This window comes from Bacillus sp. FJAT-28004 (assembly GCF_001280845.1).
GTDB lineage: Bacteria > Bacillota > Bacilli > Paenibacillales > Paenibacillaceae > Pristimantibacillus.
This window is the reverse complement of record NZ_LGHP01000001.1, coordinates 4,371,115-4,395,894: the sequence shown is the minus strand read 5'-3', so window position 1 is coordinate 4,395,894 and position 24,780 is coordinate 4,371,115. Positions and strand designations below refer to the sequence as shown.

The window sequence follows — 24,780 nt, the reverse complement described above, 5'->3', positions numbered from 1 at the left end:
GAGTTAGCGAAAGCTAATAGTAGGGAATTTGCTATAGGGAGCGTCGACTGGCGATTTTCGGAGATAATAGCGGCTATTACTGGATTACATTAAATATGCTGAGGATCGGAGGGGTTTGCATAGAGCCCAATTCATTGTTTTGAGCTACAGAATTGGGAAGATAAATTTTCGGTTGAAGCTTTCCACACAGAAATAGGGAACTAAAAAAAGCCGAGCAGCGGTTAAATCCTGTACAGGCTCGGCTTTTGACTATGTTTTTTTATAGTTATTCCCAGCGGGTCAAAACGATCGGACCTTCCTTCGTTATGGCCACGGTATGTTCAAATTGCGCCGCCCATGCTCCATCTCTAGTGCGCGCTGTCCACCCATCCTGCGCAATAAACACATCAGCTCTACCTGCTATTAGGATAGGTTCTATCGTTATAACCATACCTTCTTCAAGCGCGATCCCCTGACCGGGCATGCCATGATGCATAACCTCAGGAAATTCATGCATGCTTCTGCCAATGCCATGACCAACGAAAGCCGTTACCACCTCAAAACCAGCTCTCTCCGCTCTCCTTTGCACCGCGTAACCGATGTCTCCTAGCCGATTGCCTAGCACAGCTTGCTTTATTCCATCGTTCAACGATTGCTCTGCTGCAAGGAGCAGCTTTTCCATAGCTTTATTCGTCTTGCCGATCGCATAGGTCCATGCGGAATCTGCTTTCCATCCGTCCAAATCAGCCACCATATCAATCGTAACAATATCACCAGCTTCTAGCGGTTCTGAGTCTGGAAAACCGTGGCAGACAACCTCATTAACGGAGGCACACGTAGCGAATGGATATCCCTTATAGCCTTTCTGTGCCGGAGTCGCCCCTCGATCCAGCATGAACCGTTCAACAAATCGGTCAATTTCTTGCGTAGTAACGCCCGGCGCTATCCGTTTTGAGAGCTCTTTGTGACAGGCAGCGACAATACGGCCAGCTTTGTGAATGCCCAGAATATGTTCCTTTGTCTTCAAATCCACTGCCATGTGTGTACGAACCTCCTTTAGGTTTTTACATAAGTAAAATCCACTTCGAAAGCATAGACCTAGGTTTTATGCAATTAAAATCCAGCTCGGAAGCTTTTCCCGCCTATGATAACGAGTAGATTTGTCTATGTATAACTTATTCGAGAAAAGGAAGACACATGCCCATCATTTATGGCAAAATTATGATTTATCGGGTGTAAATATTCATTTAATCTGCATGCGATACGGAGAACTTTGACGTTTACATTTTACTGATAATACAGCTACCTCTTTATGGAAAATATAGGATGGTTCTGGACTAAAAATATGATGAATGAGTACGCGCCTTCGCCTATTGCATCCTCTTTCAAGTTAAGTCGTAACAACATCTTCCACGTCGTGCACGATTCTGTTGCACTTTTTACAACAGAACTCTGCTCAAGCCTCACCTACTCTGGCTACACTGTACTTACTACAGCAGATTCACCCCGATCCAGCTGATATGGCACTTTTAGAGCTATTTCTAATGCATTTCTGCAACGTAGCTTCTTTTCGCGGAGGTCATGTTAGGTTTCTATTGTATTTTCTACAATGCAGCTCGCAACGATATTCCTTACTATCCTGTAAAAAAACAAAAAGGCTTTGCATCCTGCCAAAAGACAGTTTACAAAGCCGTATCCTTCATGATGAGTTTAGCTGACCGAGGAGTTGATTCTGCCTAATTCATTTTCCACCAATGTCGTTAATTCATCTTCGTAGCCCCCGGTAATCCGGTACTTACGAATATACTCTTTAACAAATTTACGCGGGTCCTTGGGTTGAAAAATTCTCGTGAGTTCTTTCAGGCTTTCCTTGACTTCATTCTGGCTATGCTTCGCCATGAAATCTCCTCCCCTTTACGTTGGATGGTCGTCCTAAACAGCATTATACGAGACCGCATGCGGCGATTACACCGCAAGAACCCCCATTCGGTGCAGGCAACTCCATGGCCAATGAGTCACAATGTTCACATTTTTCTTACTATTATAACATTTTGATTCTGAATATGAAAGTTAACAATTATTAATCTCTTGGCGCAGCTTTTTCGGATTTTGGTGGCTGATTATGCTCGGAATCCCTTGCAGTTGTTATACTTATTACGTTTGGAGGCGAGACATCGGCTGACTGGTTAGACGTAGATGAAAGCCGATCTTTACGAAACATTCTCAAATATGCGATCACGCCAATAATGGCGACTCCGATTCCAAACGCTAAAACCAATGTCGTTACCCAGCCCTGAACCATGTCCTCGCCTCCTTCCCATATTACTTTTATCGGTATAATACGCTTAATTATTAATCCTGTTCCACTTCTATTATTTTTCCATAATTAGGTATTAGTATAACGTACAAGAAGCACGCAAGCAACTTGCGAAAGTGTGAACTAAATGATTCGATACGCGCCGATCCCACAAACAAGAAGCTTGCCGCCTTCATCCTTAACCTGCGCTTGCAGTGTCAGCGTACGTTCCGTTCGATGAACCAGCTCTGCCTCGCAAAGCAGCACGCCACCTTTGGCGCTAGCGAGAAATTGTGTGTTCAAATTTGCCGTTACAGCGCTCTTTTCTGGTGCTGCCAGCATAACCACCAGCCCCATCGCATTATCCATAAGTGACATCAGCACTCCGCCGTGAACGATGTTAAGCAGATTAAGATGCCGTTCAGAGGCGTCTAGGCAAATGACTGCTTTACTTGCGTTAGCCTGCACAATTTCACAGCCAAGCAATCCCCAAAAGGTCGCTTGCGCACGCTCTGCGAGCCTAGTCAGGTGACCGGCCTGATCCGCCTGTTGAACAAACCATTCCTCATCCATACCGCTCACTCTCCCTTCTTCTCCGCCTTCCGCGCCTTCTCAGCCTCGGCCTCCTCCTCCTGCAGTTTCCGGCGAAGCACTTTGCCGACCATTGTTTTTGGAAGCGTTTCCCTAAAGGAATAGTGGTGTGGCACCTTATAGGAAGCTAGTCGTTCTCTGCACCATCGATCCAGTTGACTGCTTGATACTTGCCAGCCCTCCTTAAACACAATAAATGCTTTTACCGTTTCGCCTCTGTATTCATCCTTCACACCGATAACTGCCGCTTCCCTTACGGCCGGATGCTCGAACAATACCTCCTCCACCTCACGCGGATAAATATTAAAACCGCCTGCGATAATAACATCCTTAATCCGATCCATTATTGTAAAAAAACCATCTTCGTCCATCGTAGCAAGGTCCCCTGTGTGCAACCATCCGTCCCGCAATACCTGATCCGTTTCAGCGGGCTTATTCCAATATCCTCGCATGACCTGCGGACCGCGCACAATTAACTCCCCAAGCTCGCCTATTGGCAGCTTCTCACCGCTTTCAGGGTCGATAACCGCAGCATCCGTATCTGGAAACGGAATGCCGATTGTGCCGATTTTACGCTTCTCCCATACCGGATTGGCATGTGTGACGGGGGAAGTCTCCGATAAGCCATAACCTTCAACGAGCCTTCCGCCGGTTAAAGCCTCGAACTTCTCCTGCACCTCAAGAGGCAAGGCCGCCGAACCGCTTACGCACACATTAATGGAGGAAAAATCGGTTTTCGCAGCTGACTTATGATGGATGAGTGCAACATACATCGTTGGCGCGCCTGGAAAAATCGTAGGTTTCTGCTGATTAATCGTTTGCAGCACCGTCTCCACTTCGAAGCGCGGAAGTAAAATGAGCGTTCCCGCCCGCAGTACCGACATATTCATTAATACCGTTAATCCAAATACATGAAACAGAGGCAGTGCCGCTAGAAAACGCTCCTTGGCATCCTCCGCTCTATAGCACCAAGTAGATATTTGTATCGTGTTTGCAACGAGATTGCGATGTGTCAGCATCACGCCTTTAGGCGTTCCAGTTGTGCCGCCTGTATATTGCAGCGCAGCAAGATCAGACCCTTTTGCCGAATCGGGCAAACTTACAGCCGCATGCTTCGTTGCAAGCAGCTTCTTATAAGAAACGACGCCAAAGCTGCCATATGGAATGTCTGCACGAAAACCTTCTTTTCGCTGCTTAAGAGGGTAAAGCAGGTTTTTCGGAAACGGCAGCCCATCCTTAATGGATGTTATAATGGCATGCTTCAACTGCGGCAGCGGGCCTGACTCCGGCAGTTTGCCTCGAACCCGAGACAAACGCGCATATAGAAGATCGACCGTAATGACAGCCACTGCTCCACTATCTGCAAGCTGATGCTCCAGCTCACGTTCCACATAAAGCGGATTCGTCTGAACGACAACGCCCCCCGCGAGCAGCACGCCATAAAAAGCAGCGACTGCCTGCGGGCAATTCGGCAGCATGATCGCCACCCGGTCTCCTTTGGCTATGCCAAGGGAAAGGAGACCATAAGCGAGATTAACCGCATTATCATACAGCTCGCGGTACGTTAATATTTTTCCGAGGAAATGCACGGCTGGATGGCTCGGATGATGATTAGCCGCATTAATTAAAAACTGGACTATGCTCTGATCCGGATAGTTTAGTGTTGAAGAAACCTCTTTCGGGTAATGTCGAAGCCATGGGCGCGCTTGCTCTTCAGTCTCGATGGACGGTTGCTCTGGCAAAGACGGATCTTCCGGTCTGAGCGAATCCATTCATGCTCTCCCCCTTCACACGACATAATGCTCACTTTTAATAACACGAGCGGCAATCGTTCGCTTCAAAGCAACCGTATCCGAGATCGGCGCACGCATCAGCTTTTTCAGGATGGAAAGCTGCATCTGCAGCCCATCTCCCGTCTCCAGTGCAGCGAGTGCAAGCTTCGCTAGCGACTCGACCCGCTCCATTGCCTCCTGCACGAAGACCGTTGTCATTGCTATAACATTTTCCGTCTTATCCGAAGCGGCTCCTCGGTTAGCCTTCCATATTTTTTGTGAGCGCAGCAGCGCGCTTTCCATGGCAAATATGTTGATCATAAGATCGGCAAGAGAACATAACACCTCTTGTTCCTGCTCTAGCCGCAGTCCCAGCTTCTGAACAGCAAGCCCGCCAATGGCGAGGAAGATTTTTTTCGCTTGACCTACGCGGAACGCTTCCTTGCTAAGCGGCTTTTCAAGGGGAGGTATCGGCATTGGCTGCACCAGCTCCGCTTGCAATGACCGAGCCTTGCGCAGCAGCGGCAGCTCGCCCTTTAACGCTTTTTTCATCAGCGTACCGGGAATGAGCATCCGATTAATTTCATTCGTCCCTTCAAAAATCCGATTAATTCGCGAATCCCGATAAATTCTCTCCACCTTATACTCGCGAATATAGCCGTAGCCGCCGTGAATTTGCACCCCTTCATCTGCAACAAAATCAAGTGCCTCAGATGCAAAAACCTTAATTATTGAGCATTCAATTGCATACTCTCCGATTGCCTTAGCTACCGTCATACCATCGGCTGCCACCCCGCCATCTAATTCCGTTGTCCGCAGCATCGAATCGATCCAGCCGGCAGTTCGGTAGACCATGCTCTCGAGCACATAAGTACGAATGTTCATATCAGCCAGCTTGGCGCCTATTAACGGATAGGAGGAAATCGCCTTCCCAAATTGTTTCCGCGTATTGGCATAGGCCGATGCAAGCTCAATAGTCTCCTTCGACGAACCGAGGCAAGCTGCTCCAAGCTTAAAGCGTCCTATGTTCAAAATATTAAATGCGATTTGATGCCCTTTTCCGACCTCCCCAAGCACGTTTTCAACCGGTACCGCAACATCTTCAAAAAATAAAGGGCGTGTTGAAGAACCCTTGATGCCCATCTTATGCTCCTCCGGTCCAATACTGAACCCCGGCATTCCCTTCTCCACAATAAATGCTGTAAAATACTCGCCATCTACCTTCGCATAAACGATAAACAAATCGGCGAAGCCGGCGTTCGTAATATAGAGCTTTGATCCATTCAATACGTAATGCTTCCCATTCGGCGATAGTCTTGCTGTTGTCTTAGCTCCAAGAGCATCCGAGCCCGATGCTGGTTCGGTTAAGCAATAAGCGGCTATGCGCTCCCCTGTCGCAAGCGCTGGGAGGTATTTTTCTTTTTGCGCAGGTGTACCGAAAAAAACGATCGGCAGCGTGCCGATTCCCGTATGGGCGCCTACTGATAAAGCGAACGAAGAGGATCTTGCTAACGTTTCTGCGAGCAGCGTCGTGCTTACCTTGTCGAGCCCCAGCCCGCCATAAGCCTCCGGCACATCTGCGCCCAGAAGTCCAAGCTCACCTGCTTTGCGCATCAGCTCCACTGTCAGATCGTAATTTAATGCTTCCAGCTCCGCATCCCGTGGCGTAATTTCCGCATCCATGAACTGCTGCGCCGCATCTGCCATCATACGCTGTTCTTCCGTAAAATCCTCGGGCGTCACGACCGATTCCGGCACACTGTCTTCCACGACAAACCGACCGCCAAAACGTATCGTCTCCGTCATGCGCAGTTCTCCTTTCAGCCAACCGATTTTTTTATTAATATGCTAAAATTTCCTCACTTACCGGATCACCTGCCACCGCTTATTGGGCAGCACTGTATACTTCAATCACACCTGCTGCTCCCATGCCTCCGCCTATACACATCGTGACAACGCCAATTCCGCCTCCTCTGCGTCCAAGCTCATGAATAAGCGACACCGTCAGCTTCGTTCCCGTACAACCAAGCGGATGACCGAGCGCGATAGCCCCGCCGTTCACATTGACGATCTCAGGATTAATGCCAAGCTCCTTGATTATGGGCACGCACTGAGCTGCAAAGGCTTCATTAAGCTCAAAAAGATCAACCTGCTCAAGTGTAATGCCAGCTTTCTTCAGCGCTTTAGGAACTGCTTCGATGGGACCGATGCCCATGACCTCAGGAGCGACGCCAGCTACACTAAAACCGCGGAATACCGCAAGCGGACGATAACCCAGCTCCTCGGCACGCGCCCTGCTCATCACGATTACGGCAGCTGCACCATCGCTCATTTGGGACGTATTGCCCGCTGTAACTGTACCTTCTCTTGCAAAAGATGGCTTGAGCGGAGCCAAGGTTTGAACCGTTGTCTCCGGCCGCACGCCTTCATCCGTATCGAAAGTAATCACTTTCGACCATGGGCGGCCAGCATCGTTCACGCCAGAGCGGCTGGTCGTTATCGGTACGATCTCCTCCTGAAAGCGCCCCGCCTCGATCGCAGCTGCTGCCTTGCGGTGGCTGGATGATGCAAACGCATCCTGCTCTTCACGCGTCACGCCATAACGACGGGCGACCTCTTCTGCTGTGTGCCCCATGCCCATGTAAACCTCTGGCTTTGTATCAACAATTGCAGGATGCGGCGACAGCCTGAAGCCTGTCATCGGCACATGGCTCATGCTCTCCACACCGCCGGCTGCAATAACGTCCGCATCGCCAAGCCTAATGCGCTCCGCTGCATATGCGATCGATTGCAGACCCGATGCGCAGAAGCGGTTAATCGTTACTGCCGGCGTCGTCACCGGCAATCCCGCATAAAGCGAGATCGTACGCGCCATATTCAAACCCTGTTCGCCCTCGGGCATCGCGCAGCCGATGATGACATCCTCTATGAGTTCAGGCGACAAGCCGGGCAGACGCGCAAGCGCCCCTTGCAGGACGGTTCGCCCAAGATCCTCTGCCCTCGTCTCCGCAAGGCTCCCCTTCGATGCTTTGCCGACTGCCGTCCTCACCGCAGCAACGATAACGGCATCACGAGCGTGATCTTCAAACGGTGATGAAGCTGACATTTCACTCTCCCCCTTTGGTTTATCACTTTCGGCTAATTACGCAGCGGTTTGCCTGTCGCAAGCATATGGCTCATACGCTCCTGCGTTTTACGTTCGCCGCATAAACTGAGAAATGCTTCGCATTCCAAATCGAGCATGTACTGCTCACTCACTTCTGCACCCGGCTGAATGTCGCCGCCAGCCAGCACGGAGCCAAGCTTGCCTGCGATAAGCGCGTCATGCTCACTAATATGACCGCTAAGCTGCATCGCTTGCACCGCTACCTTCAGCACCGCTCTGCCTTCTCGCCCGGCAACGCGGATACGCTCCTCCGCTGGCGGCGAGTAGCCGGCTCGGTCCAGCTCCAGTACCGCACGCTTCGCTTCGGCAATACGTGCCTCCTGCCGCATAATGACAAGGTCCTGCGGCCGCATCAGTCCCAAACGGCTAACCTCATAGCCGCTAGTGGATGATTTGGCCAGCGCAATCGTCTCGAACAGCGCATTCAAATGCGGCTGCAAGTCTCCGCCTTGCTTGCCGCCATTCGCAATAAAGGCCCGTTCGGCTGCCATTGCAGCCGCTTCCTTGCAGCCCCCGCCCGCAGGAATAAGGCCAACTCCCGTTTCCACTAAACCAAAGTATGTCTCTGGCGAATAAATTATACGATCGGCAGGCAGGCATGCCTCTACTCCGCCGCCTAACGTCATCCGGTGCGGAGCTGCTACGACAGGACGGTCAAGCCGCTTCAGCCCAAGCATACTGCTCTGGAAGAAGCGAATAATGTCCTCCACCTCATCCCATTCACCGCTTTGCGCCTCCATCAATAGAAGCATCAAGTTTGCTCCCACACAAAAGTTGCGTCCTTCATTCGCAATCACCAGACCGCGCCAGTTTTGTGAAACCTCCTCTGTGCTCTGCCGAATGGCAGATAATATATCACCCCCAATGGCATTGTTAGGTGAATGAAATTCGAGCAGCACCACATCATCGCCAATATCAATCAGACTAGCGCCCGAGGTGGACAATACGGTTTTGCCTGCAGCCTTTAATGCCGTTAAGGAAACCGTATCTGCTTCCTCCGCTTCCCTCTTGTATGCCCCGCTCGCAGCGTAGACTCGTTCCGTACCCTCCACCTTGTAGAAGCTTTCATGGCCAGCTTCCAGCCAAGCCGCAACCCACTCCGGGATAGCATCGCCCTCCTTCTGTATTTGCTGCACCGACTTGCGGAGTCCTATTGCATCCCACAGCTCGAAGGGTCCCAGCTCCCAGTTAAAGCCCCAGCGCATCGCGCGGTCGATATCCGAGATCGAATCCGCAATGACACCGACCTGCGAGGCTGCATAGAGCAGCGTTTTTTTAATTGTCGACCATGCAAATTTAGCATAGCGGTCCTGCGGGTCTGTTCGAAGCAGCGCCTTCACCTTTGCCGCCGCTCCCTTCGCTGCCTTGGACGCATCAATGACAGGCGAGTTTACGGACCGCTTAGGCCCATATTCGAGCGTATCCAGCTTAAGCGATTCAATCTCGCTGCCTCCTTTACCCTTCACCTTCCTGTAAAAGCCCGCTCCAGCTTTTTCGCCGAGCCGTCCAGAAGCTACAAGCTGCTCAAGCAGCGGCGGCCTTGCGAAAACTTTTTGCTCCGCTGGATCGCTGCTCCTCTCCCGCACATTATCCACGACATGCAGCAGCGTATCTAAGCCAACCAAATCGAGCATTCGCAGCGTCGCCGTCTTCGGTCTCCCCATCGCAGGCCCGGTCAGAGCATCCGCTTCCTCTACCGTCAGCCCAAATGCAAGTGTATCCTCAAGCGTTACAAGCATGCCGTAGGTTCCAATTCGGTTCGCAATGAAGTTCGGCGTATCCTTCGCAAGAACAACTCCCTTGCCAAGACGCTTCTCGCACACCTCCGTCAGCAGCCGAATAACCTCGGGTGTCGTGTCTTCGGTAGGCACGATCTCAACAAGCTTCATATACCGCGGCGGATTGAAAAAATGGGTTACCGCAAAATGCTGCCGAAACTCCTTGCTCCTTCCCTCTGCCATGGACGCAGCCGATAAACCTGATGTATTCGTGGAAACGATGCTGCCCGGCTTGCGAGCGGCTTCGATTGCAGCAAGCACCTCACGTTTAATATCGAGCCGCTCGACAACCGCCTCAACAATCCAGTCTGCCTCGCCTAGCGATGCTAGATGATCGGTCAAATTGCCTGGCGTAATGCGTGATGACCAGGACGGGTCGTAGAGCTGCGCTGGCTGTGATTTGCTCATTTTTGCAATAGCCGCATTTGCCAGACGGTTGCGCACCTTGGAATCAGAGAGCGCGAACCCCTGCCGTTCCTCCTCTGCCGTCAGCGTCTGCGGAACAATGTCCAGCAGTATGACTCGCATACCCGCATTGGCTAAATGGGCGGCAATGCCAGCCCCCATAACGCCGGAACCGATCACAGCGGCTCTGCGAATCGTGCTTATGTTATTTTGCGATGCTTGTATCGTCATAACCTCCTCCTCCTTTTCGAAAAACGGCGGCTTACTCCCCAAATATACTTTCGGCAAGCAGCTCAGCCACATCACGCGCAATTACTTTCTCATCTGCACCCAGCGCTTTCAAACCATCCTCCATCATCGTTAGGCAATAGGGGCAAGCGGAGCTGATGACCGACGGCTTTACTTCAAGCGCTTGAGCGGTTCTCGCATGATTGATGCGAGTTCCCGAATGCTCCTCCATCCACATTAGTCCGCCACCCGCGCCGCAGCACATGCCGTTTGAGCCCGAGCGCTCCATCTCTTCAATCTTTACGCCTGGAATGGAGCGAAGCAGGCTTCGGGGCGCTTCATAAGTATCGTTGTAGCGGCCGAGGTAGCAGGAATCGTGTACCGTTACTCGCTCCTCAATCGTATGCTCCGGCTTTAATGAACCTTCTTCAAGCAGACGAGCAAGCAATTCGGTATGATGCTCCACGATAATACTTGGACTGAGACCGAAATCAGGATATTCATTTTTGAATGTGTTATACGTATGCGGGCAAGCGGTCACGATTTGTGTAACGCTATATTTGCTAAGTGTTTCTATATTCTCGCGGCACAGCTCCTGGAAGAGCAGTTCATTGCCAATTCGTCTTGCCGTATCGCCAGAGCTTTTTTCCTCCAATCCCAGCGTAGCGAAGTTGATGCCTGCATGATTAAGCAGCCTTACCACATCGTATAAAACACGGCGGCTTCGCATATCATACGCACCCATCGATCCAGCCCAGAGCAGAACGTCAGCATTCTTCCCCTGCTTCTTTAGCTCCTGCATAGTGGGCACCCTTATGCCGGTTCGGCTCTCGCAATCGCTAATCCAAGCAGCCCGTTCGGCACGCGGCAAGCCCCAAGGGTTGCTTTGGCGTTCGATGTTTTGCAGCGCGCGCTGCCCGTCGGACGGCAGCCTGCCCTCCATCAGTATTAAATAACGGCGCATATCGATGATTTTGTCGACATGCTCGTTGCCGACCGGACATTGCTCCTCGCAATTGCGGCAGGTCGTGCATGCCCATAGCTCCTCTTCGGTCAAAACCTCGCCGATCAGCTCCACCTCCTCTGGTTTAGCACCATCTTTTATACTCCAAGCCCCAGCCTGCGCAGCCATTGTTGGCGCTATATTTGTGCCCCATTCAGATTCGGCTTCCCAAGCAGGGAGCACTGCTCCCATCACATGGGCATGAGGCTCGCGCGTTTTCGAATGCATTAGGCTGGCTGGAAGCCATGGCGACTTGGACGTTATGGCAGCGCCTTTCTCGGTCAAATGATCCCTCAGCTTCACAATAAGATGCATTGGCGACAGCAGCTTGCCGGTACTAGAAGCAGGACAGACATTCGTACAGCGGCCGCATTCGACGCAGGCGTACAAGTCAAGCATCTGTTTTTGCGAGAAATGCTCCACCTTCCCTGCGCCGAAGGACTCCGCTTCCTCGTCCTCTAGGTTAAGCGGTACAAGTCGGCCGGGAGGCGTGCTGCGTCTGAACCACAGATTCACAGGTGCGGTCAATAAATGAAAATGCTTCGACTGCGGCACGTACACAAGGAAGCTAAGCAGAACCAGAAGATGCAGCCACCAAAATAGTTCAAAACCAGCATGAGCCGCCGCGCTGTGCTGCTCTATGCCTGCACTTTCCAGCATATTAGCGAGCGGCGCGCTAACCGGAGCGAAGTCCGACTCAACAACAGATGCGTTAGACTCATTTGCCTCAGCCAAACGCTCGAAAGCTAATGAGAATAAAATAGTCAGCATCAACGAGCCAATAAACCACATGACGAGCGAAGGCTTCCACCCCCGCTTAAGCCGTGGAAGCCGCTCACCATAACGGCGAAAGGCACCGTACAGCACAGCAGCAAATACGAGCGTAACGGTCATTTCCTGCGTCAACGAGAACCAGTGATAATAGGGCAGGGGCAGCGGAACACCTCGGTTCAACCCTTTCCAAATCAAGTCCGCCGCACCAAACTGAAGTACAATAAAGCCATAAAAATAAACCAGATGCATCACGCCGCTTCTCACATCGTTCAGCAGCTTCCGATGACCTAATACCTGTGCGGTAAAGTTGGATTTGCTGCCGGACTTACGTCGATACCGTGTGAAAACCGTCGGCACCCCAAGCCTCATATACAGGATGCGCCTCTGCACAACCATTGCGAACATGGTGATAGCAAACAGCACAACCGCCGCGAATAACGTCCATCTTCCCCCTATCAACCATTGATCGACATTCCCAAGTGTCAAAAAAGATGGCATACGCCCCGCCTCCCTTATATGCCGGCCATAAAACCGAGCACCTACGCGCGCAGTAGTCGGACAAGTATTGAAGCGCTTACAAAAATAGCCGCGGTGCTCCATGTATATGAGCTTTCGGCCTTGAACATGCCGCTCAGCGGGCAATTGCAGACGGTCTATTCAATTGCAAAACTTCATATGTTAGCACTGATGGACAGTGTCAACAAATTAGCGGTACAAGTGAGGGAGCTTCTATGCTGAAAATAGTTGTGCTTCTCAAGCAAACGTTCGATACCGAGGAAAAAATCATTGTAACACCCGCTGGCGTTGATGAAAGAGACGCCAAATTTGTAATTAATCCTTACGATGAGTATGCACTCGAGGAAGCGATTCGCCAGCGTGAGCGGCTAGGCGGCGAGGTCATCGCAATCACCTGCGGCTCTGAGCGATCGCAAGAGGCGCTCCGAACCGCTCTGGCTATCGGAGCAGATGAAGCCATCCGGCTCGATAACGAAGCTTTGCCCGATGATAGCTCAGCCGTTGCTGCTGCTCTTGCTGCCGTTATTGGACCAATCTCCCCCGATCTGCTGCTAGCCGGCTTATTTGCAGTGGACAGCGGCGCTGGAAGCGTAGCTCTGCAAATTGCCGAGCTGCTTCGCTTGCCTCATGCCGCTTCAGCTGTGAAGGTTACAATCTTGTCAGCGGAGGAGCTTGGCTCATTGCCTGCGAATGAAGAAATGCTCAGCTCAACAGCAGCGGGGAACGCTGAGCGTTACGCATTAGTCGAGCGCGATGTTGAAGGAGATACCGAAACGGTATCGATTCCGCTCCCTGCGCTCATTACGGCTCAGCAGGGACTAAACGAGCCGCGTTATCCTTCTCTGCCAGGCATTATGAAGGCAAAGCGCAAGCCTCTTCGCACGATTATGGTTGCTGAGCTAATCGCCAGCGGCGTACTTGCGCTTGAAAGCGTTTCGCCTCGCACCGCTCGCACACAGCTGCTCCCGCCGCCTCCACGAGCAGCGGGAAAACGCATCCCCGGTGAGCCGGCCGAGCAAGCAGCAGCTCTTGTTTCACTGCTGCGGGAGGAAGCGAAGCTGTTTTAGGGGCGGTGGACGGACGGTAGACGGAGGATGCGGAGCTAGGGTGCGGCGGTCGACGGACCGTAGCCGGAGGATGCGGAGCTGCGGCTCGGCGGTCGACGGACGGCAGCCGGAGGATGCGGAACTGCGGCTCGGCGGTGGTCGGACGGTAGCCGGAGGAAGCGGAGCTGCGGCTCGGCGGTCGACGGACGGCAGCCGGAGGATGCGGAGCTGCGGCTCGGCGGACGGCAACCGGAGGATGCGGAGCTGCGGCTCGGCGGTGGACGGACAGTAGCCGGAGGATGCGGAACTGCGGCTCGGCGGTCGACGGACGGGTAACCGGAGGAAGCGGAGCTGGGGCACGGTGGTGGACGGACGGTAACCGGAGGATGCGGAGCTGCGGCTCGGCGGTCGACGGACGGGTAACCGGAGGATGCGGAGCTGGGGAATGGCGGTGGTGAGGGACAGGGAGGCTCGTAACTGCATTGGTGCAGCAACTACCTCTCTCGCTGACTGGAGTTTAAGTAGCTAAAAAGGCAATACCGCATATCAACTTGTGCAATATCGNGCTCGTAACTGCATTGGTGCAGCAACTACCTCTCTCGCTGACTGGAGTTTAAGTAGCTAAAAAGGCAATACCGCATATCAACTTGTGCAATATCGCGCTTTGTAGAGCAGCTCTAACCAACTTCCRTTGCAGTTTGTGCAATGGAATGAGCTKTTRAGCTGCGTYGACCGGCTTCTATTGCACTTTCTGCAATAGAATTACGGCTTGAAGGGTTTTATCCATGAATCTCCCTCCATTCTATTGCAAAACTACAGCGTAGCCTGCGTTAGACGCCCCCATGTGAGGTTTCTATTGCACAAACTGCAACGTAGNATCCATGAATCTCCCTCCATTCTATTGCAAAACTACAGCGTAGCCTGCGTTAGACGCCCCCATGTGAGGTTTCTATTGCACAAACTGCAACGTAGAAAAAATGCGCCGACTGGTAGCAGTAGTTAATGGGGTAAATGAGTTTGTCTAACAACTGTGGGTTAATTAAGTGAAGTTGGCGGGGTACTCCTATGTAGAAAAAATGCGCCGGCTGGTGGCAGTATTTAATGAGGTAAATGAGTTAGTCTAACAACTGTGGGCTAATTAAGTGAAGTTGGCGGGGCTACTATGATTCGAATTCTTTCGATGATCGGAGAGCTCCGATGAGAGCTAAAGCAGCCAGTATAACAAGGAAAACAAACTTAATAAGCATCATTAGGTCGCTTTGCAGACTGCAACGCAGTCATCGTGTCCTACTAGTTACTCATATTTACTGAAGTAGTTACTGAAGAATATAGTTAGTTTTCTTCTTGATCATTGAGCTAAGTTTATTTTGTGGGAGAGGAGCTGCATCCTATGTCCAAAACCATTCTCGTATTTGCAGAAAGCCGGAACGGCGCGCTGCGCCGAGTGGCGCTGGAGGCACTCGGCGCAGCGCGCAGGCTTGCAGGCAAGGACGGCCATGTTCACGCCGTCCTTGCCTGCTTCGGCGGTGCGGCGGATGAAGCCGCCGCACTGATCGCGCGGGGAGCGGACGTCGTGCATATCGCCGACGATCCGGCCCTCCGCGCCTTTGCGCCCGAGGCGTACATCGCCGCCCTCAGCGCAGCCATGACTGCGGTGCAGCCGGACGCGCTATTGCTCGGCCACACCGCTTTGGGGCGCGAGCTCGCGCCCCGAGTGGCCGCAGCCTATGGCGCCGGCCACATTGCCGACGTCATTGCCATCGAAACATCTGACGATGGCAATGACGCCTTATTCATTCGCCCGCTCTACGCCGGCAAGGCGTTCGAGCGGCGCAGCTTTGTTTCGGGCGCGACGTGGGTGATTACGGTGCGCCCGAACAACCTGCCGGCGGCGGAACCGCTTGACGACGCCGAAATAAAGGGCTCGGCAGCGGAGCTTCCGTTCACGGTGCCGCGACTCTATACCACCGTGCACAGCCTTGTTCGCCGTGCCGGTGGCCAGCTAGATCTAGCCGAAGCCGACGTCGTTGTTTCCGGCGGTCGAGGTGTTCGCAGTTCAGCAGGCTTTGAGCCGCTGCAAGCGATGGCTACTGCGCTCGGAGGCGCAGTCGGAGCCTCGCGTGGCGCTTGCGATGCCGGCTACTGTGATTATGCTCTGCAAATTGGCCAGACGGGTAAAGTCGTCACGCCGCAGCTCTATATTGCCTGCGGAATCAGCGGCGCTATTCAACATTTGGCGGGTATGAGCCAATCTCGTGTCATTGTAGCTATCAATAAAGACCCCGATGCCCCCATTTTCAGCGTAGCTGATTACGGCATCGTAGGCGATTTATTCGAGGTCGTTCCGCTATTAACAACAGAACTCCAACGCGCACGCGCTTAATCATTTTCACTATAGAGCTTCATACAACGCTGCTGTTCACCATACTCACCCAAATCTCTCCCCTCAAAACAAAGCAGGCGTCCTACCTTTCTCGGCATCATACAGAGCCGAATCAGGAATAGAACGCCTTTTTGTTGATCATATTTCTTTCATACCTATGTTTCTTACCTATGTTTCTTACCTATGTTTCTTACCTATGTTCCATACCTATGCAAAGTCCGGGCGGATCTCCCGGATGCAATCCGGCGACTCGTACAAATCATCATGCACCGCGTTCGTAACTGGGTAGGCGCGCATGAGATAAGTGTCCATTGCCTCAAGATGCTTCCGCAGTCCGCTGAATTCTGTAATACGCGGATTGAGCCAGTCTTCTATGCCATCTTCGTCCAATATAACCGGAACCCGAGGCTGCCACACCGACATCGCTCCCGTCGAAGCTGCGGTAATCATCGTGAAGGCACGCACTTCTTTGCCGCTTACGTTTTTCCAGCAGTCGTAGATACCCGCAATGCCAAAAAGCTGCTGGCTCGGAACAACGATATGCATCGCCCTCGGATCACGTTCTTTCCCGAATTGCTTTTGACCAAAAAAACCGCTGCATGGCAGAACACATCTTTGTCTGCGCAGCATTCTCTCTAAAAAAGGCTTCTCGGACAACGTCATATGATCCGCATTAACCGCATCCTTCGCCCAAAAAGGAAACAGCCCCCACCTCGATTCCTCCATCGTCCGTTGATCGAATCGATCATTCATGACAATCGAAACCGTCTGAGTCGGAGCTGCATTAAACCGGTTCGTATGCCCCCGAACCACTTTACCTACCTGAAACATTTCCACTATATCGCCAATATCCGCTGTTAACGAAAACCGTTCAATCATCGCGACCACCCTTTTCACGTTGTTGAATCCAGTTTTTGTTAAAGTCACGAAATTTATGCAACGTTCCTCGTTAGAATATCAGAATGCTCTATACAACGGTTTGTCGAAAATAGTTCATTTACTCCGTTTAGACCTTCCGCCTACATCGTAAATCGTTTTCGGAATTTCAGCGGAGGCATTCCCGTATGGGATGCAAACAGCCTTGAGAAATGTGGCGTCTGCCGGAAGCCTGTTTCCTCCGCAACTCTTGCAATGGTCCAGTCTGTCTTAATAAGCAGCAGCTTAGCTTGATCGAGCCTGTAATAAAGCAAATATTGCTGCGGCGTGCAATCAAAAACCTCACTCATGCAGCGCGTAATGTAATTGGTATGTAGTTGAAGCACATCGCTCAGCATCGTGTTGCTGATTGGAGAGCGATAATTCAGCTTTAAGTAAGCGGCTGCACGCTCCGCTACTGAAACAGCTGCTTTTGCTGCATCCGAGCGCCAGCCTTCGTCCAGCATTTGCAGCAAATGCAGAAACCGCTGCTGTCGATCCCAGAACGCGCCATGCGATGAGCCTTTGGAAGCTTCATGCAATTGTGAGAAAATAAGATTCGCTTCATCGGTGTATGTAAGCTTCATTTTTTTGGGCAGACGTATGGCGTAGGTATAGTAGTCCCCTCTAAGCGATCCGCTCTGATTACCTACCGTCTCCTCCCATGCACCGACTGTTTGAAAATGAATCCAATCAAATACGGTTTCTTCCTCGCATGGGCGCGTAGAATAATGCCAACGGTCAGGTCTGAGAATAAGCACATCTCCCGGACCGAGTGTCCAGCTGCGATTGTCCTCTGCTACATGCAGCGCTCCCTTGTTTACATACAACAAATCAAATACGCCGAGGTTTGTCCGATTCGGATGCTCCTCGCCCGCGTGATAAACCAATCGGTTTGATTCTATGAAAAATGGCAATGGTGGTGAACGAAATGTTAGTAATAGCTCCTCTGACAACCTAATCTCTCTCCTTCTAAAGTTTTGCGTAGCAAAACTTACTTCGTAAGCATTAGCTTTGTTTTGCGTAGCAAAACTTACTTCGTAAGCATTAGCTTTGTTTTGCGTAGCAAAAACTCACTTCGAAAGCATACGCTTACTTTTGCGCAGCAAAATAAACCTCGCATTCAATCGCCATGTGCAAATATGCAAAAAATGACTACTGCTCATGTTACTTGAAAACCATTTCATTTGTCTACAACAAAACAAATCCCCCTTCATTCCGCATCCGGAAATGACTTGGGGGATTTGCAAATTTTGTATCATTTTCAGTAAAAATTTCACATAACTAACTGCTCTGCCGAACCCGGATTAACCTTAAAGAAGTCTACGTCTGGCAGTAAGCTTTTGATCAAATACATATAGTCATAAGAGAACTCAAGCGATTCCTCATCAGGCTCAAACACGACCTGTTTCCCGCTCAGTAGGGAGAACACTTCTATTCGAGTAGGAAGCTTCTCAAAAGCGCTCATGCAAAATACCGATGTCATGTGGAAAAACAGATTAAGGGAATCTTCATCTGTATCTACTGCTAGCTTTTGCACGATATATTCATCAAGCGAACCTTCCTGCTCAGCGGAAACCAAATGAAAGATTTGCGAAATCTCCAAATCAAGCTCATCCACATAAGCCGTCATTTGCTCATAAAAAATGATCGGCATGCTCGGAGCTGCGCCGCCAAGCAAGAAGACTGTCAAATGCTCCTTAACCGTTTGCTTCATTTGCAAATAATGCTCATCAGAATGAAATTTATAATTTCGATTCGTCCACCAATTCTCAACGGAAGTATGTATGGCTTCTATCGAGCGTGTCTCTTTTGACTGCCGGTAAAAGTCGTTTACAGTGTGGCTGGCTGCATATTGAACAAGCTGTCGCCAATTCACATCACTTTCCTGCTTGCGACCGGACTTTCTTCGAGCGAACCGTTCAGGACAACGCAGCAGTTCTTCTAGCTTATAATCTTCAACTCTCAAAATCGCAGGTAGATGCTCCATCACAAAGTTTCTCGTTTCATTATCCGGCTACCGCTACTAGACCCGCAATTTGGCGTCCTAATCTTCTTCCTTGCTCTTTCTCTTCTTCAGACGCGTTATATTCAAATTTAATGCACTCGCCTGCTATTTCTGCACCGAGCTCCTTCAGCTTTGCTTCTATTATATCCACAGCGCCGCAATAGATCGGATATGATGTATCTCCAGATCCAAATACTGCTGCTTTCTTGCCGATAAGATCAAGTCCATCCATTTCATCATAAAAATCGATAAACTCATCCGGCAGCTCGCCATCTCCCCACGTGTACGCACCAATAATTATGCCGTCATAATGATTCAGCTCATCCGCACTGGCATCGAAGGCCTCTTTGGAGACAACCTCCGCACCCGCTTCCTTAGCGCCTTCTACAATAGCCTCTGCCATTTCTTCTGTATTTCCCGTCATACTAGCATACACCACAAGTATTTTTGGCATCTTCCATTCCTCCGCTTCCTATTTGTTTGTCGTTAGACATTTATCGTTTGAATGCCTTGGAAAAGCGTAGCGAGATACAGATTGCCGTCTTGCATATCAATATCTGTTACCGGATAGCCAAGTTTAACCGACAGTAATGTTACTTGATTACAAAGATAAGTAAGCTTTGATAACCCGCGATCCGTACATACATAAACCTCATTGCCCTTCGCCTGAACGGAGAATATAAAATTTTTGCCGAATCTTATCCGGTCAAACCTTCCTTTTTTATCGCCGATGAACAGTTCCCCTTGATCGCTTGTTCCGATTAAATGGCCTCTGAATACCGCTAAGCTAGTTACACTTGCACCCAGCTCAAAATGAGCCCAATCATCCATAAAACGATCGTATAAGGAGATGCCGCTCTCATGTGCAATGATCAAATATTGCGGCAAATTCATAAAATCGAATACCCGTTTATCTTGGCAAGCTATTTGCTCCCATTTGGAGCCTGCTTTGGACCAAAGCCCATATTCCGTTGCAACGTAGCTAGTTCCGCCGATCTTTCGATACTGATAACTAGGAATCAATATGCCATCATTGACCCATGCTTCTCCGTTCCATTCATATAAGCCGCTGCTTGTGCAGGCATGCAGCAAATCATGCTGCAATTGCAGCCGATTTACGTTGGTCTGATCTTCCATACCTTGATCAAGCTTCTTCCATTCTCCTTCATCATCGATTTGATAAATGCCGTGACCGACTGAAGCTGCGAACAAGCAATCAGCTCCTGCCTTAACGGACGAGAAGGGAAAGAGCAGCCAATTCCAAGGCTTGCTCGTTTCAGTCTGCATATCTCTCACTCCTAAAAAATAATCGTTTTATCGTTCTCTCCGCGCTGAAAATGCTTTCAATATGTTCCATTCTTTATATAAGATGTTAATGTGTATGACAGTTCAAGCTCTATCCTGCTAGATGTATATGGTTACTGCATGTAGTGATAATGATTATCACTTTCGTATACATGATAACCATTCTCAATGATTATGTCAATCCTGTTCTTCATTTATTCTTCATTCATCGATTAGTGAACAAAAAAAAGAAACGACAGATGAGGCTATATTCCTCATCTGTCGTTTTCTATTCTCAACCTGATTCCTTTATTACAGCTTAAATTGAATTTGCAGCTTGAAAAGTATTTTCATCTGATTATTCTCGAACTGAACATCCCTCACCGTCACTACATCCTGCGCCGGCAAATCTAGCGGAATGACGATCGTTTCAAGCGTGTTAAGCGGCAGCTGAATAGCCTTTACAGCTAACGATTGCGGCTTTAGGACTATGTTTGGAGACTGCCAATCCAGCGAATATACCGCATCCAGCCTAGCAGGAATTTTATTCTTATAGGTAATATTCATCCGAGCTATCAGCTTGTCCTCTTCGAGATCAAAGTGGGCTCCATCCAGTCGAATATCCTTTGCCAGCTCCGAGGTAGCAGCTCCTGATTTGTTCATTGCGTACTCGTCTTTCATATGCTTTTTGATCAAATGGTTAATATCGGATTCCGTCAGGACGAGCTCCAGTTTTACTTTTTTGACCATATCCAGCGCTTTCTCTTTCACATCAATAGGCGCATAGCTCATGTCCAGCCTCTCGTCCGGTGCAATATAAGATAAGAACCACCATAGTGCACCACCAAGCAGCAAAAGAATGACGATGACGCCTATCAGAAGTCTTTTTAAGGTTTTTCCCATGCGAATCCTCTCCTTGCTATACAAATAAACGATTTCTATTACTTCAACTCACAATGATAGTGCTATAATGAATCCAATCATTTTTACTGTTAATCCAAAAAAGCCGAGAGGATGGTCACCATTGAACACAAATCCTGTACCGATGCATCGGGTTGGGCTTGAAGATATCGTTCAAGCTCAAATGCACTTAAAGGATATCATTACACGTACGCCACTTCAACATAACCGTGTGCTGTCCGAGCGGTTTGGCTGCAATGTACTTTTAAAACGAGAGGACCTGCAAATCGTTCGCTCGTTCAAACTACGCGGAGCTTATCATATGATGCGTTCACTGCCGCCAGAAATACTTTCTAAAGGTGTGGTTTGCGCAAGTGCTGGCAACCATGCACAAGGCGTGGCTTACTCTTGCCAAACCCTTGGCATTCCCGGCAAAATATACATGCCCAGCACGACTCCTCGCCAGAAGGTGTCACAAGTCAATTTTTTTGGCGGCTCCCAGGTTGAGGTTATCCTTATCGGCGACACCTTCGACGATGCCTATGCCGAAGCCGTTGCAGAGAGCAACCGCAATGGTCTTGCCTTCGTTCATCCATTCGACGATCCCAAAATCATAGCAGGTAACGGAACGGTTGGCCAAGAATTAATGGAAGCTTCTGATACCGTGCCCGACTTTGTATTCGTGACTGTAGGCGGTGGCGGACTTGCAGCCGGCGTTGCTTCTTATGTGAAGATCGTCTCACCCGCAACAAAGGTGATTGGCGTTGAACCGGATGGCGCGCAATCGCTGAGGGCCTCACTTGATGCAGGAGAAGTCATAACTCTTGATCAGATTGAGAAATTCGTCGACGGCGCAGCCGTTAAACGAATCGGTGATTTAACATTTGAGCTTTGCAGAGAATTGCTTGACGATGTTATTTCCGTGCCTGAAGGAAAAGTATGTACGACGATGCTCGACTTGTACAATGAGAATGCAATCGTAGCTGAGCCCGCAGGTGCACTGCCTATCGCTGCGCTTGAAGCCTATCGTGAGCAAATTCAAGGCAAGACGGTCGTCTGTGTCGTAAGCGGCGGCAATAATGATGTCGACCGGATGCAGGAGATCAAAGAACGCTCTCTCATCTATGAGGGTTACAAGCATTACTTTATGGTCAGCTTCCCGCAGCGCGCCGGAGCTCTTCGAGAATTTCTCGACAGCGTGCTTGGACCTAATGATGATATAACACGATTCGAATATACGAAAAAATCAAACAAGGACAATGGGCCTGCACTCGTCGGCATCGAGCTGAAGCACAGAGAGGATTACAATCCGCTCGTTGACCGTATGAGTAAGAAGGGCTTTCAGTTTCTCGAGCTGAACAAGGATCCTGTTTTATTTAACCTGTTAATCTGATCTGCCTGATGAATAAGATACGCCCCGTATCCATTAATGGACACGGGGCGTTTGTCATTACCAGGCGTAGGCGCGCGGTGCATCTCCACCAGGACCTGGGAATATTTCATCAATACGTTTCAATGCAGATTCATCTAACGAGATTTCAACTGCACGAAGCGAGCGCTCGAATTGGTCCAGCGTGCGGACACCGATAATCGGAGCCGTTACTGCCGGGTTAGCGAGCAGCCATGCTAATGAAACAAGATCCTCAGGCTCGCCAAGCTCGTCACAGAAAGCCGCATAAGCGTCTAGCTTATCACGATGCTGCTCGAGCCGTTTCGAATCTCCGCTGCGGCGGCCTCCATCCTTGCGACGGTGGTTGCCTGCAAGCAAACCGCCGTCAAGCGGACTCCACGGAATAACGCCAAGTCCTAATTCCTTCGAAGCCGGCAATACTTCCAGTTCCGGCAGACGGCATAATAGGTTGTACTTATGCTGCTCAGATACTAGACCAATTGAGCCTCTTGCCTTCGCTTCACCTTGCGCAACTGCAATATCCCAGCCGGCAAAATTACTTGAGCCTATGTAGCCAACCTTGCCTTGGTATACCGCTGTTTCGAATGCTCCCCAAAGCTCGTTCCAGTTTGCGCTGCGATCCACATGATGCATTTGGTAAAGTTCTATATGATCCGTTTGAAGACGCTTAAGCGAAGCTTCCAAATGTCTGCGAATTTTATATGCGGATAGTCCAGCTTCACGGTTTGGACCGTCATGATTATCATGCATGTCGCCGTACACTTTTGTAGCCAGTACAGTGCGTTCGCGACGTCCGTCGCCTTGCTTGAACCATTTTCCGATAATTTCTTCCGTACGGCCCGCGTTCTCACCCCAACCGTAAATGTTTGCGGTATCGATAAAATTAATGCCTGCATCTAGAGCAGCGTCTAATATACGAAATGATTCCTTCTCGTCTGTATCCACACCAAAATTCATTGTACCCAGACATAAACGGCTGACGCGAAGTCCTGATCTTCCTAGTTTCGTGTATTGCACTCTAATCATCGCTCCTTCAATTTTGAAATAGGATGGATTGCGTATTCATTATACTAAAAATACACAAAGTAACCAAACAGCGTTCACAATCGCATAACAAATGTTCGTTACACTAACGGCAGGAGGTGTGTCTATGATACGTTTCGAGGAAAATCCACAGCCGAAATTGTTAATTTTGTACGCTTCATATGGAGAAGGGCATCTTCAAGTGGCACGCGCGATTAAGGGAGCTTGGGAGGAGCATGGCAATTATCACACCGTAATGGTGGATTTAATGGCGGAATCTCATCCTTGGCTAAATGAGTTTGCTAAGCGCTTTTACTTAAAGAGCTATACGCATATGCCTTCCCTTTATGGCTGGATGTATGATTTCACAAGGCTAATGAAACATGATTCATTATTTGGCGCGCTGCTTCACTCCTTTGGTACAGAAAAAATTAGGCGTATTCTCGCCGCAGAGCAGCCAGATATCGTCGTGCATACCTTTCCCAGCTTCGCTCTGCCGAAGCTTAAGAAACGTAAAAACTTCCATCCGCCCTCCTATGCTGTCATTACCGATTTCGATCTTCACAGGCGCTGGGTTCATCCAAGCATCGACCGCTATTATGTCGCAACGGAAGATTTAAGGCTGGAGCTTACATCACTCGGTATACCAGAACGCGCCATCCAAGTGAGTGGTATTCCGCTTAAGCGAGGCTTCCGCGCAACGGCTGCCTCAAGTGAACTCTACGAACGGTATGGACTAAATCCTAATAAACCTACTGTCCTTATTATGGCGGGAGCGCAGGGTGTTTTGCCTGACGTATCGCAAATTTGCAGCAGCCTTTTGCAAAACGCTGAAATTCAGGTTGCGTTAGTATGTGGACATAATCTTTTTATGAAAAATATTATTCATCAACAATTCCAAGCACATGAAGGGGCTTCTCGCCTGCAAGTATATGGGTTCATAGAGCCTATTCATGAGTTAATGGCCATATCCGATTGCCTCATAACCAAACCTGGAGGCGTCACACTCTCAGAAGCAATCGCTGCAGAACTGCCCATATTTATCTACCGGCCGGTTCCCGGACAAGAAAAACAAAATGCATTGTATCTGAAATCCAAAGGCGCGGCCATCATTGCAAATGAAGTGAATGAGCTGACGGAACAAATTTTGAAACTCGTTCATGATCCGTTACGTCTTACTAGTAGCAGACTGTCCACTAAGCAGCTTCAAACCTCACAAACCGCAGCAGACAGCATTGTTTTGGATATTTTATCCAATTTTCGTATAATGGAGAAAGCAATCACTTTATAATGGATAAGGGG

At 49.9% G+C, this 24,780-nt stretch carries 21 protein-coding genes; 5 read left to right on the top strand and 16 right to left on the bottom strand.

Annotated features, from left to right (window positions below; translation table 11 throughout):
• Positions 1–265 precede the first annotated feature (265 nt).
• From map to AC787_RS19105, 9 genes are all read right to left on the bottom strand, one after another.
• Positions 266–1,018 (bottom strand): type I methionyl aminopeptidase, encoded by a 753-nt coding sequence (gene map / locus AC787_RS19145; RefSeq protein WP_054026246.1) that lies wholly within the window; start codon positions 1,016–1,018, stop codon positions 266–268.
• Positions 1,019–1,689: 671 nt separating this feature from the next.
• Complete coding sequence (locus AC787_RS19140; protein WP_054026245.1) at positions 1,690–1,878, bottom strand: hypothetical protein; 189 nt, start codon at positions 1,876–1,878, stop codon at positions 1,690–1,692.
• A gap of 181 nt (positions 1,879–2,059) precedes the next feature.
• Positions 2,060–2,281 carry a hypothetical protein gene (locus AC787_RS19135; RefSeq protein ID WP_054026244.1) on the bottom strand — a complete coding sequence of 74 codons (222 nt, stop codon included), beginning with the start codon at positions 2,279–2,281 and terminating at the stop codon, positions 2,060–2,062.
• Between the two features lie 138 nt (positions 2,282–2,419).
• Positions 2,420–2,848, bottom strand: a complete 429-nt coding sequence (locus tag AC787_RS19130; RefSeq protein WP_054026243.1) for a PaaI family thioesterase — start codon at positions 2,846–2,848, stop codon at positions 2,420–2,422.
• 5 nt (positions 2,849–2,853) lie between these two features.
• Complete coding sequence (locus AC787_RS19125; protein WP_054026242.1) at positions 2,854–4,638, bottom strand: long-chain-fatty-acid--CoA ligase; 1,785 nt, start codon at positions 4,636–4,638, stop codon at positions 2,854–2,856.
• 15 nt (positions 4,639–4,653) lie between these two features.
• On the bottom strand, positions 4,654–6,444 hold the full coding sequence (locus AC787_RS19120; protein ID WP_054026241.1) for an acyl-CoA dehydrogenase family protein: 1,791 nt from the start codon (positions 6,442–6,444) through the stop codon (positions 4,654–4,656).
• Positions 6,445–6,523: 79 nt separating this feature from the next.
• Positions 6,524–7,744, bottom strand: coding sequence for an acetyl-CoA C-acyltransferase (locus AC787_RS19115; RefSeq protein ID WP_054026240.1), 1,221 nt, complete (start codon positions 7,742–7,744; stop codon positions 6,524–6,526).
• Positions 7,745–7,776: 32 nt separating this feature from the next.
• Positions 7,777–10,218 (bottom strand): 3-hydroxyacyl-CoA dehydrogenase/enoyl-CoA hydratase family protein, encoded by a 2,442-nt coding sequence (locus tag AC787_RS19110; RefSeq protein WP_054026239.1) that lies wholly within the window; start codon positions 10,216–10,218, stop codon positions 7,777–7,779.
• Positions 10,219–10,249: 31 nt separating this feature from the next.
• Positions 10,250–12,490: a (Fe-S)-binding protein gene (locus AC787_RS19105; protein ID WP_054026238.1), complete on the bottom strand. Its 2,241-nt coding sequence runs from the start codon at positions 12,488–12,490 to the stop codon at positions 10,250–10,252.
• A gap of 236 nt (positions 12,491–12,726) precedes the next feature.
• Here AC787_RS19105 and AC787_RS19095 point away from each other — a divergent pair, with 236 nt between their 5' ends.
• The 3 genes from AC787_RS19095 to AC787_RS19085 all read left to right on the top strand — a co-directional run bounded on the left by AC787_RS19095 (position 12,727) and on the right by AC787_RS19085 (position 15,937).
• Positions 12,727–13,575 carry an electron transfer flavoprotein subunit beta/FixA family protein gene (locus tag AC787_RS19095; RefSeq protein WP_054027144.1) on the top strand — a complete coding sequence of 283 codons (849 nt, stop codon included), beginning with the start codon at positions 12,727–12,729 and terminating at the stop codon, positions 13,573–13,575.
• A 278-nt stretch (positions 13,576–13,853) separates the two neighbouring features.
• Positions 13,854–14,012, top strand: coding sequence for a hypothetical protein (locus AC787_RS34135; RefSeq protein ID WP_161807552.1), 159 nt, complete (start codon positions 13,854–13,856; stop codon positions 14,010–14,012).
• 932 nt (positions 14,013–14,944) lie between these two features.
• Positions 14,945–15,937 (top strand): electron transfer flavoprotein subunit alpha/FixB family protein, encoded by a 993-nt coding sequence (locus AC787_RS19085; RefSeq protein WP_054026235.1) that lies wholly within the window; start codon positions 14,945–14,947, stop codon positions 15,935–15,937.
• 207 nt (positions 15,938–16,144) lie between these two features.
• Here AC787_RS19085 and AC787_RS19080 read toward each other — a convergent pair whose 3' ends face one another.
• The 6 genes from AC787_RS19080 to AC787_RS19055 form a co-directional block, all read right to left on the bottom strand.
• The gene (locus AC787_RS19080) at positions 16,145–16,816 is read right to left on the bottom strand and encodes an SOS response-associated peptidase (protein WP_054026234.1); all 672 of its coding nucleotides are present in this window, start codon (positions 16,814–16,816) and stop codon (positions 16,145–16,147) included.
• A gap of 140 nt (positions 16,817–16,956) precedes the next feature.
• Positions 16,957–17,808: an AraC family transcriptional regulator gene (locus AC787_RS19075; protein WP_054026233.1), complete on the bottom strand. Its 852-nt coding sequence runs from the start codon at positions 17,806–17,808 to the stop codon at positions 16,957–16,959.
• Between the two features lie 320 nt (positions 17,809–18,128).
• Positions 18,129–18,842, bottom strand: a complete 714-nt coding sequence (locus AC787_RS19070; RefSeq protein ID WP_054026232.1) for a hypothetical protein — start codon at positions 18,840–18,842, stop codon at positions 18,129–18,131.
• A gap of 19 nt (positions 18,843–18,861) precedes the next feature.
• Positions 18,862–19,314, bottom strand: a complete 453-nt coding sequence (locus AC787_RS19065) for a flavodoxin (protein WP_054026231.1) — start codon at positions 19,312–19,314, stop codon at positions 18,862–18,864.
• A gap of 32 nt (positions 19,315–19,346) precedes the next feature.
• Positions 19,347–20,147: a hypothetical protein gene (locus AC787_RS19060; RefSeq protein WP_054026230.1), complete on the bottom strand. Its 801-nt coding sequence runs from the start codon at positions 20,145–20,147 to the stop codon at positions 19,347–19,349.
• A gap of 309 nt (positions 20,148–20,456) precedes the next feature.
• Positions 20,457–21,047, bottom strand: a complete 591-nt coding sequence (locus tag AC787_RS19055) for a hypothetical protein (protein ID WP_054026229.1) — start codon at positions 21,045–21,047, stop codon at positions 20,457–20,459.
• A gap of 142 nt (positions 21,048–21,189) precedes the next feature.
• Here AC787_RS19055 and ilvA point away from each other — a divergent pair, with 142 nt between their 5' ends.
• Complete coding sequence (gene ilvA / locus AC787_RS19050) at positions 21,190–22,437, top strand: threonine ammonia-lyase IlvA (protein WP_054027143.1); 1,248 nt, start codon at positions 21,190–21,192, stop codon at positions 22,435–22,437.
• 57 nt (positions 22,438–22,494) lie between these two features.
• On the opposite strand, the gene AC787_RS19045 is transcribed toward ilvA, so the two are convergent.
• On the bottom strand, positions 22,495–23,472 hold the full coding sequence (locus AC787_RS19045; protein ID WP_054026228.1) for an aldo/keto reductase: 978 nt from the start codon (positions 23,470–23,472) through the stop codon (positions 22,495–22,497).
• A 133-nt stretch (positions 23,473–23,605) separates the two neighbouring features.
• On the opposite strand from AC787_RS19045, the gene AC787_RS19040 reads away from it, so the two are divergent.
• Positions 23,606–24,769, top strand: coding sequence for an MGDG synthase family glycosyltransferase (locus AC787_RS19040; protein ID WP_054026227.1), 1,164 nt, complete (start codon positions 23,606–23,608; stop codon positions 24,767–24,769).
• Positions 24,770–24,780 lie beyond the last annotated feature (11 nt).

What these genes read in the sequence shown, in the direction of transcription:
- map (WP_054026246.1), bottom strand. Translation starts at nt 1,018, where the DNA reads ATGGCAGTGGATTTGAAGACAAAGGAACATATTCTGGGCATTCACAAA.
- AC787_RS19140 (WP_054026245.1), bottom strand. Translation starts at nt 1,878, where the DNA reads ATGGCGAAGCATAGCCAGAATGAAGTCAAGGAAAGCCTGAAAGAACTC.
- AC787_RS19135 (WP_054026244.1), bottom strand. Translation starts at nt 2,281, where the DNA reads ATGGTTCAGGGCTGGGTAACGACATTGGTTTTAGCGTTTGGAATCGGA.
- AC787_RS19130 (WP_054026243.1), bottom strand. Translation starts at nt 2,848, where the DNA reads ATGGATGAGGAATGGTTTGTTCAACAGGCGGATCAGGCCGGTCACCTG.
- AC787_RS19125 (WP_054026242.1), bottom strand. Translation starts at nt 4,638, where the DNA reads ATGGATTCGCTCAGACCGGAAGATCCGTCTTTGCCAGAGCAACCGTCC.
- AC787_RS19120 (WP_054026241.1), bottom strand. Translation starts at nt 6,444, where the DNA reads ATGACGGAGACGATACGTTTTGGCGGTCGGTTTGTCGTGGAAGACAGT.
- AC787_RS19115 (WP_054026240.1), bottom strand. Translation starts at nt 7,744, where the DNA reads ATGTCAGCTTCATCACCGTTTGAAGATCACGCTCGTGATGCCGTTATC.
- AC787_RS19110 (WP_054026239.1), bottom strand. Translation starts at nt 10,218, where the DNA reads ATGACGATACAAGCATCGCAAAATAACATAAGCACGATTCGCAGAGCC.
- AC787_RS19105 (WP_054026238.1), bottom strand. Translation starts at nt 12,490, where the DNA reads ATGCCATCTTTTTTGACACTTGGGAATGTCGATCAATGGTTGATAGGG.
- AC787_RS34135 (WP_161807552.1), top strand. Translation starts at nt 13,854, where the DNA reads ATGCGGAACTGCGGCTCGGCGGTCGACGGACGGGTAACCGGAGGAAGC.
- AC787_RS19085 (WP_054026235.1), top strand. Translation starts at nt 14,945, where the DNA reads ATGTCCAAAACCATTCTCGTATTTGCAGAAAGCCGGAACGGCGCGCTG.
- AC787_RS19080 (WP_054026234.1), bottom strand. Translation starts at nt 16,816, where the DNA reads ATGATTGAACGGTTTTCGTTAACAGCGGATATTGGCGATATAGTGGAA.
- AC787_RS19070 (WP_054026232.1), bottom strand. Translation starts at nt 18,842, where the DNA reads ATGGAGCATCTACCTGCGATTTTGAGAGTTGAAGATTATAAGCTAGAA.
- AC787_RS19065 (WP_054026231.1), bottom strand. Translation starts at nt 19,314, where the DNA reads ATGCCAAAAATACTTGTGGTGTATGCTAGTATGACGGGAAATACAGAA.
- AC787_RS19060 (WP_054026230.1), bottom strand. Translation starts at nt 20,147, where the DNA reads ATGCAGACTGAAACGAGCAAGCCTTGGAATTGGCTGCTCTTTCCCTTC.
- AC787_RS19055 (WP_054026229.1), bottom strand. Translation starts at nt 21,047, where the DNA reads ATGGGAAAAACCTTAAAAAGACTTCTGATAGGCGTCATCGTCATTCTT.
- ilvA (WP_054027143.1), top strand. Translation starts at nt 21,190, where the DNA reads ATGCATCGGGTTGGGCTTGAAGATATCGTTCAAGCTCAAATGCACTTA.
- AC787_RS19040 (WP_054026227.1), top strand. Translation starts at nt 23,606, where the DNA reads ATGATACGTTTCGAGGAAAATCCACAGCCGAAATTGTTAATTTTGTAC.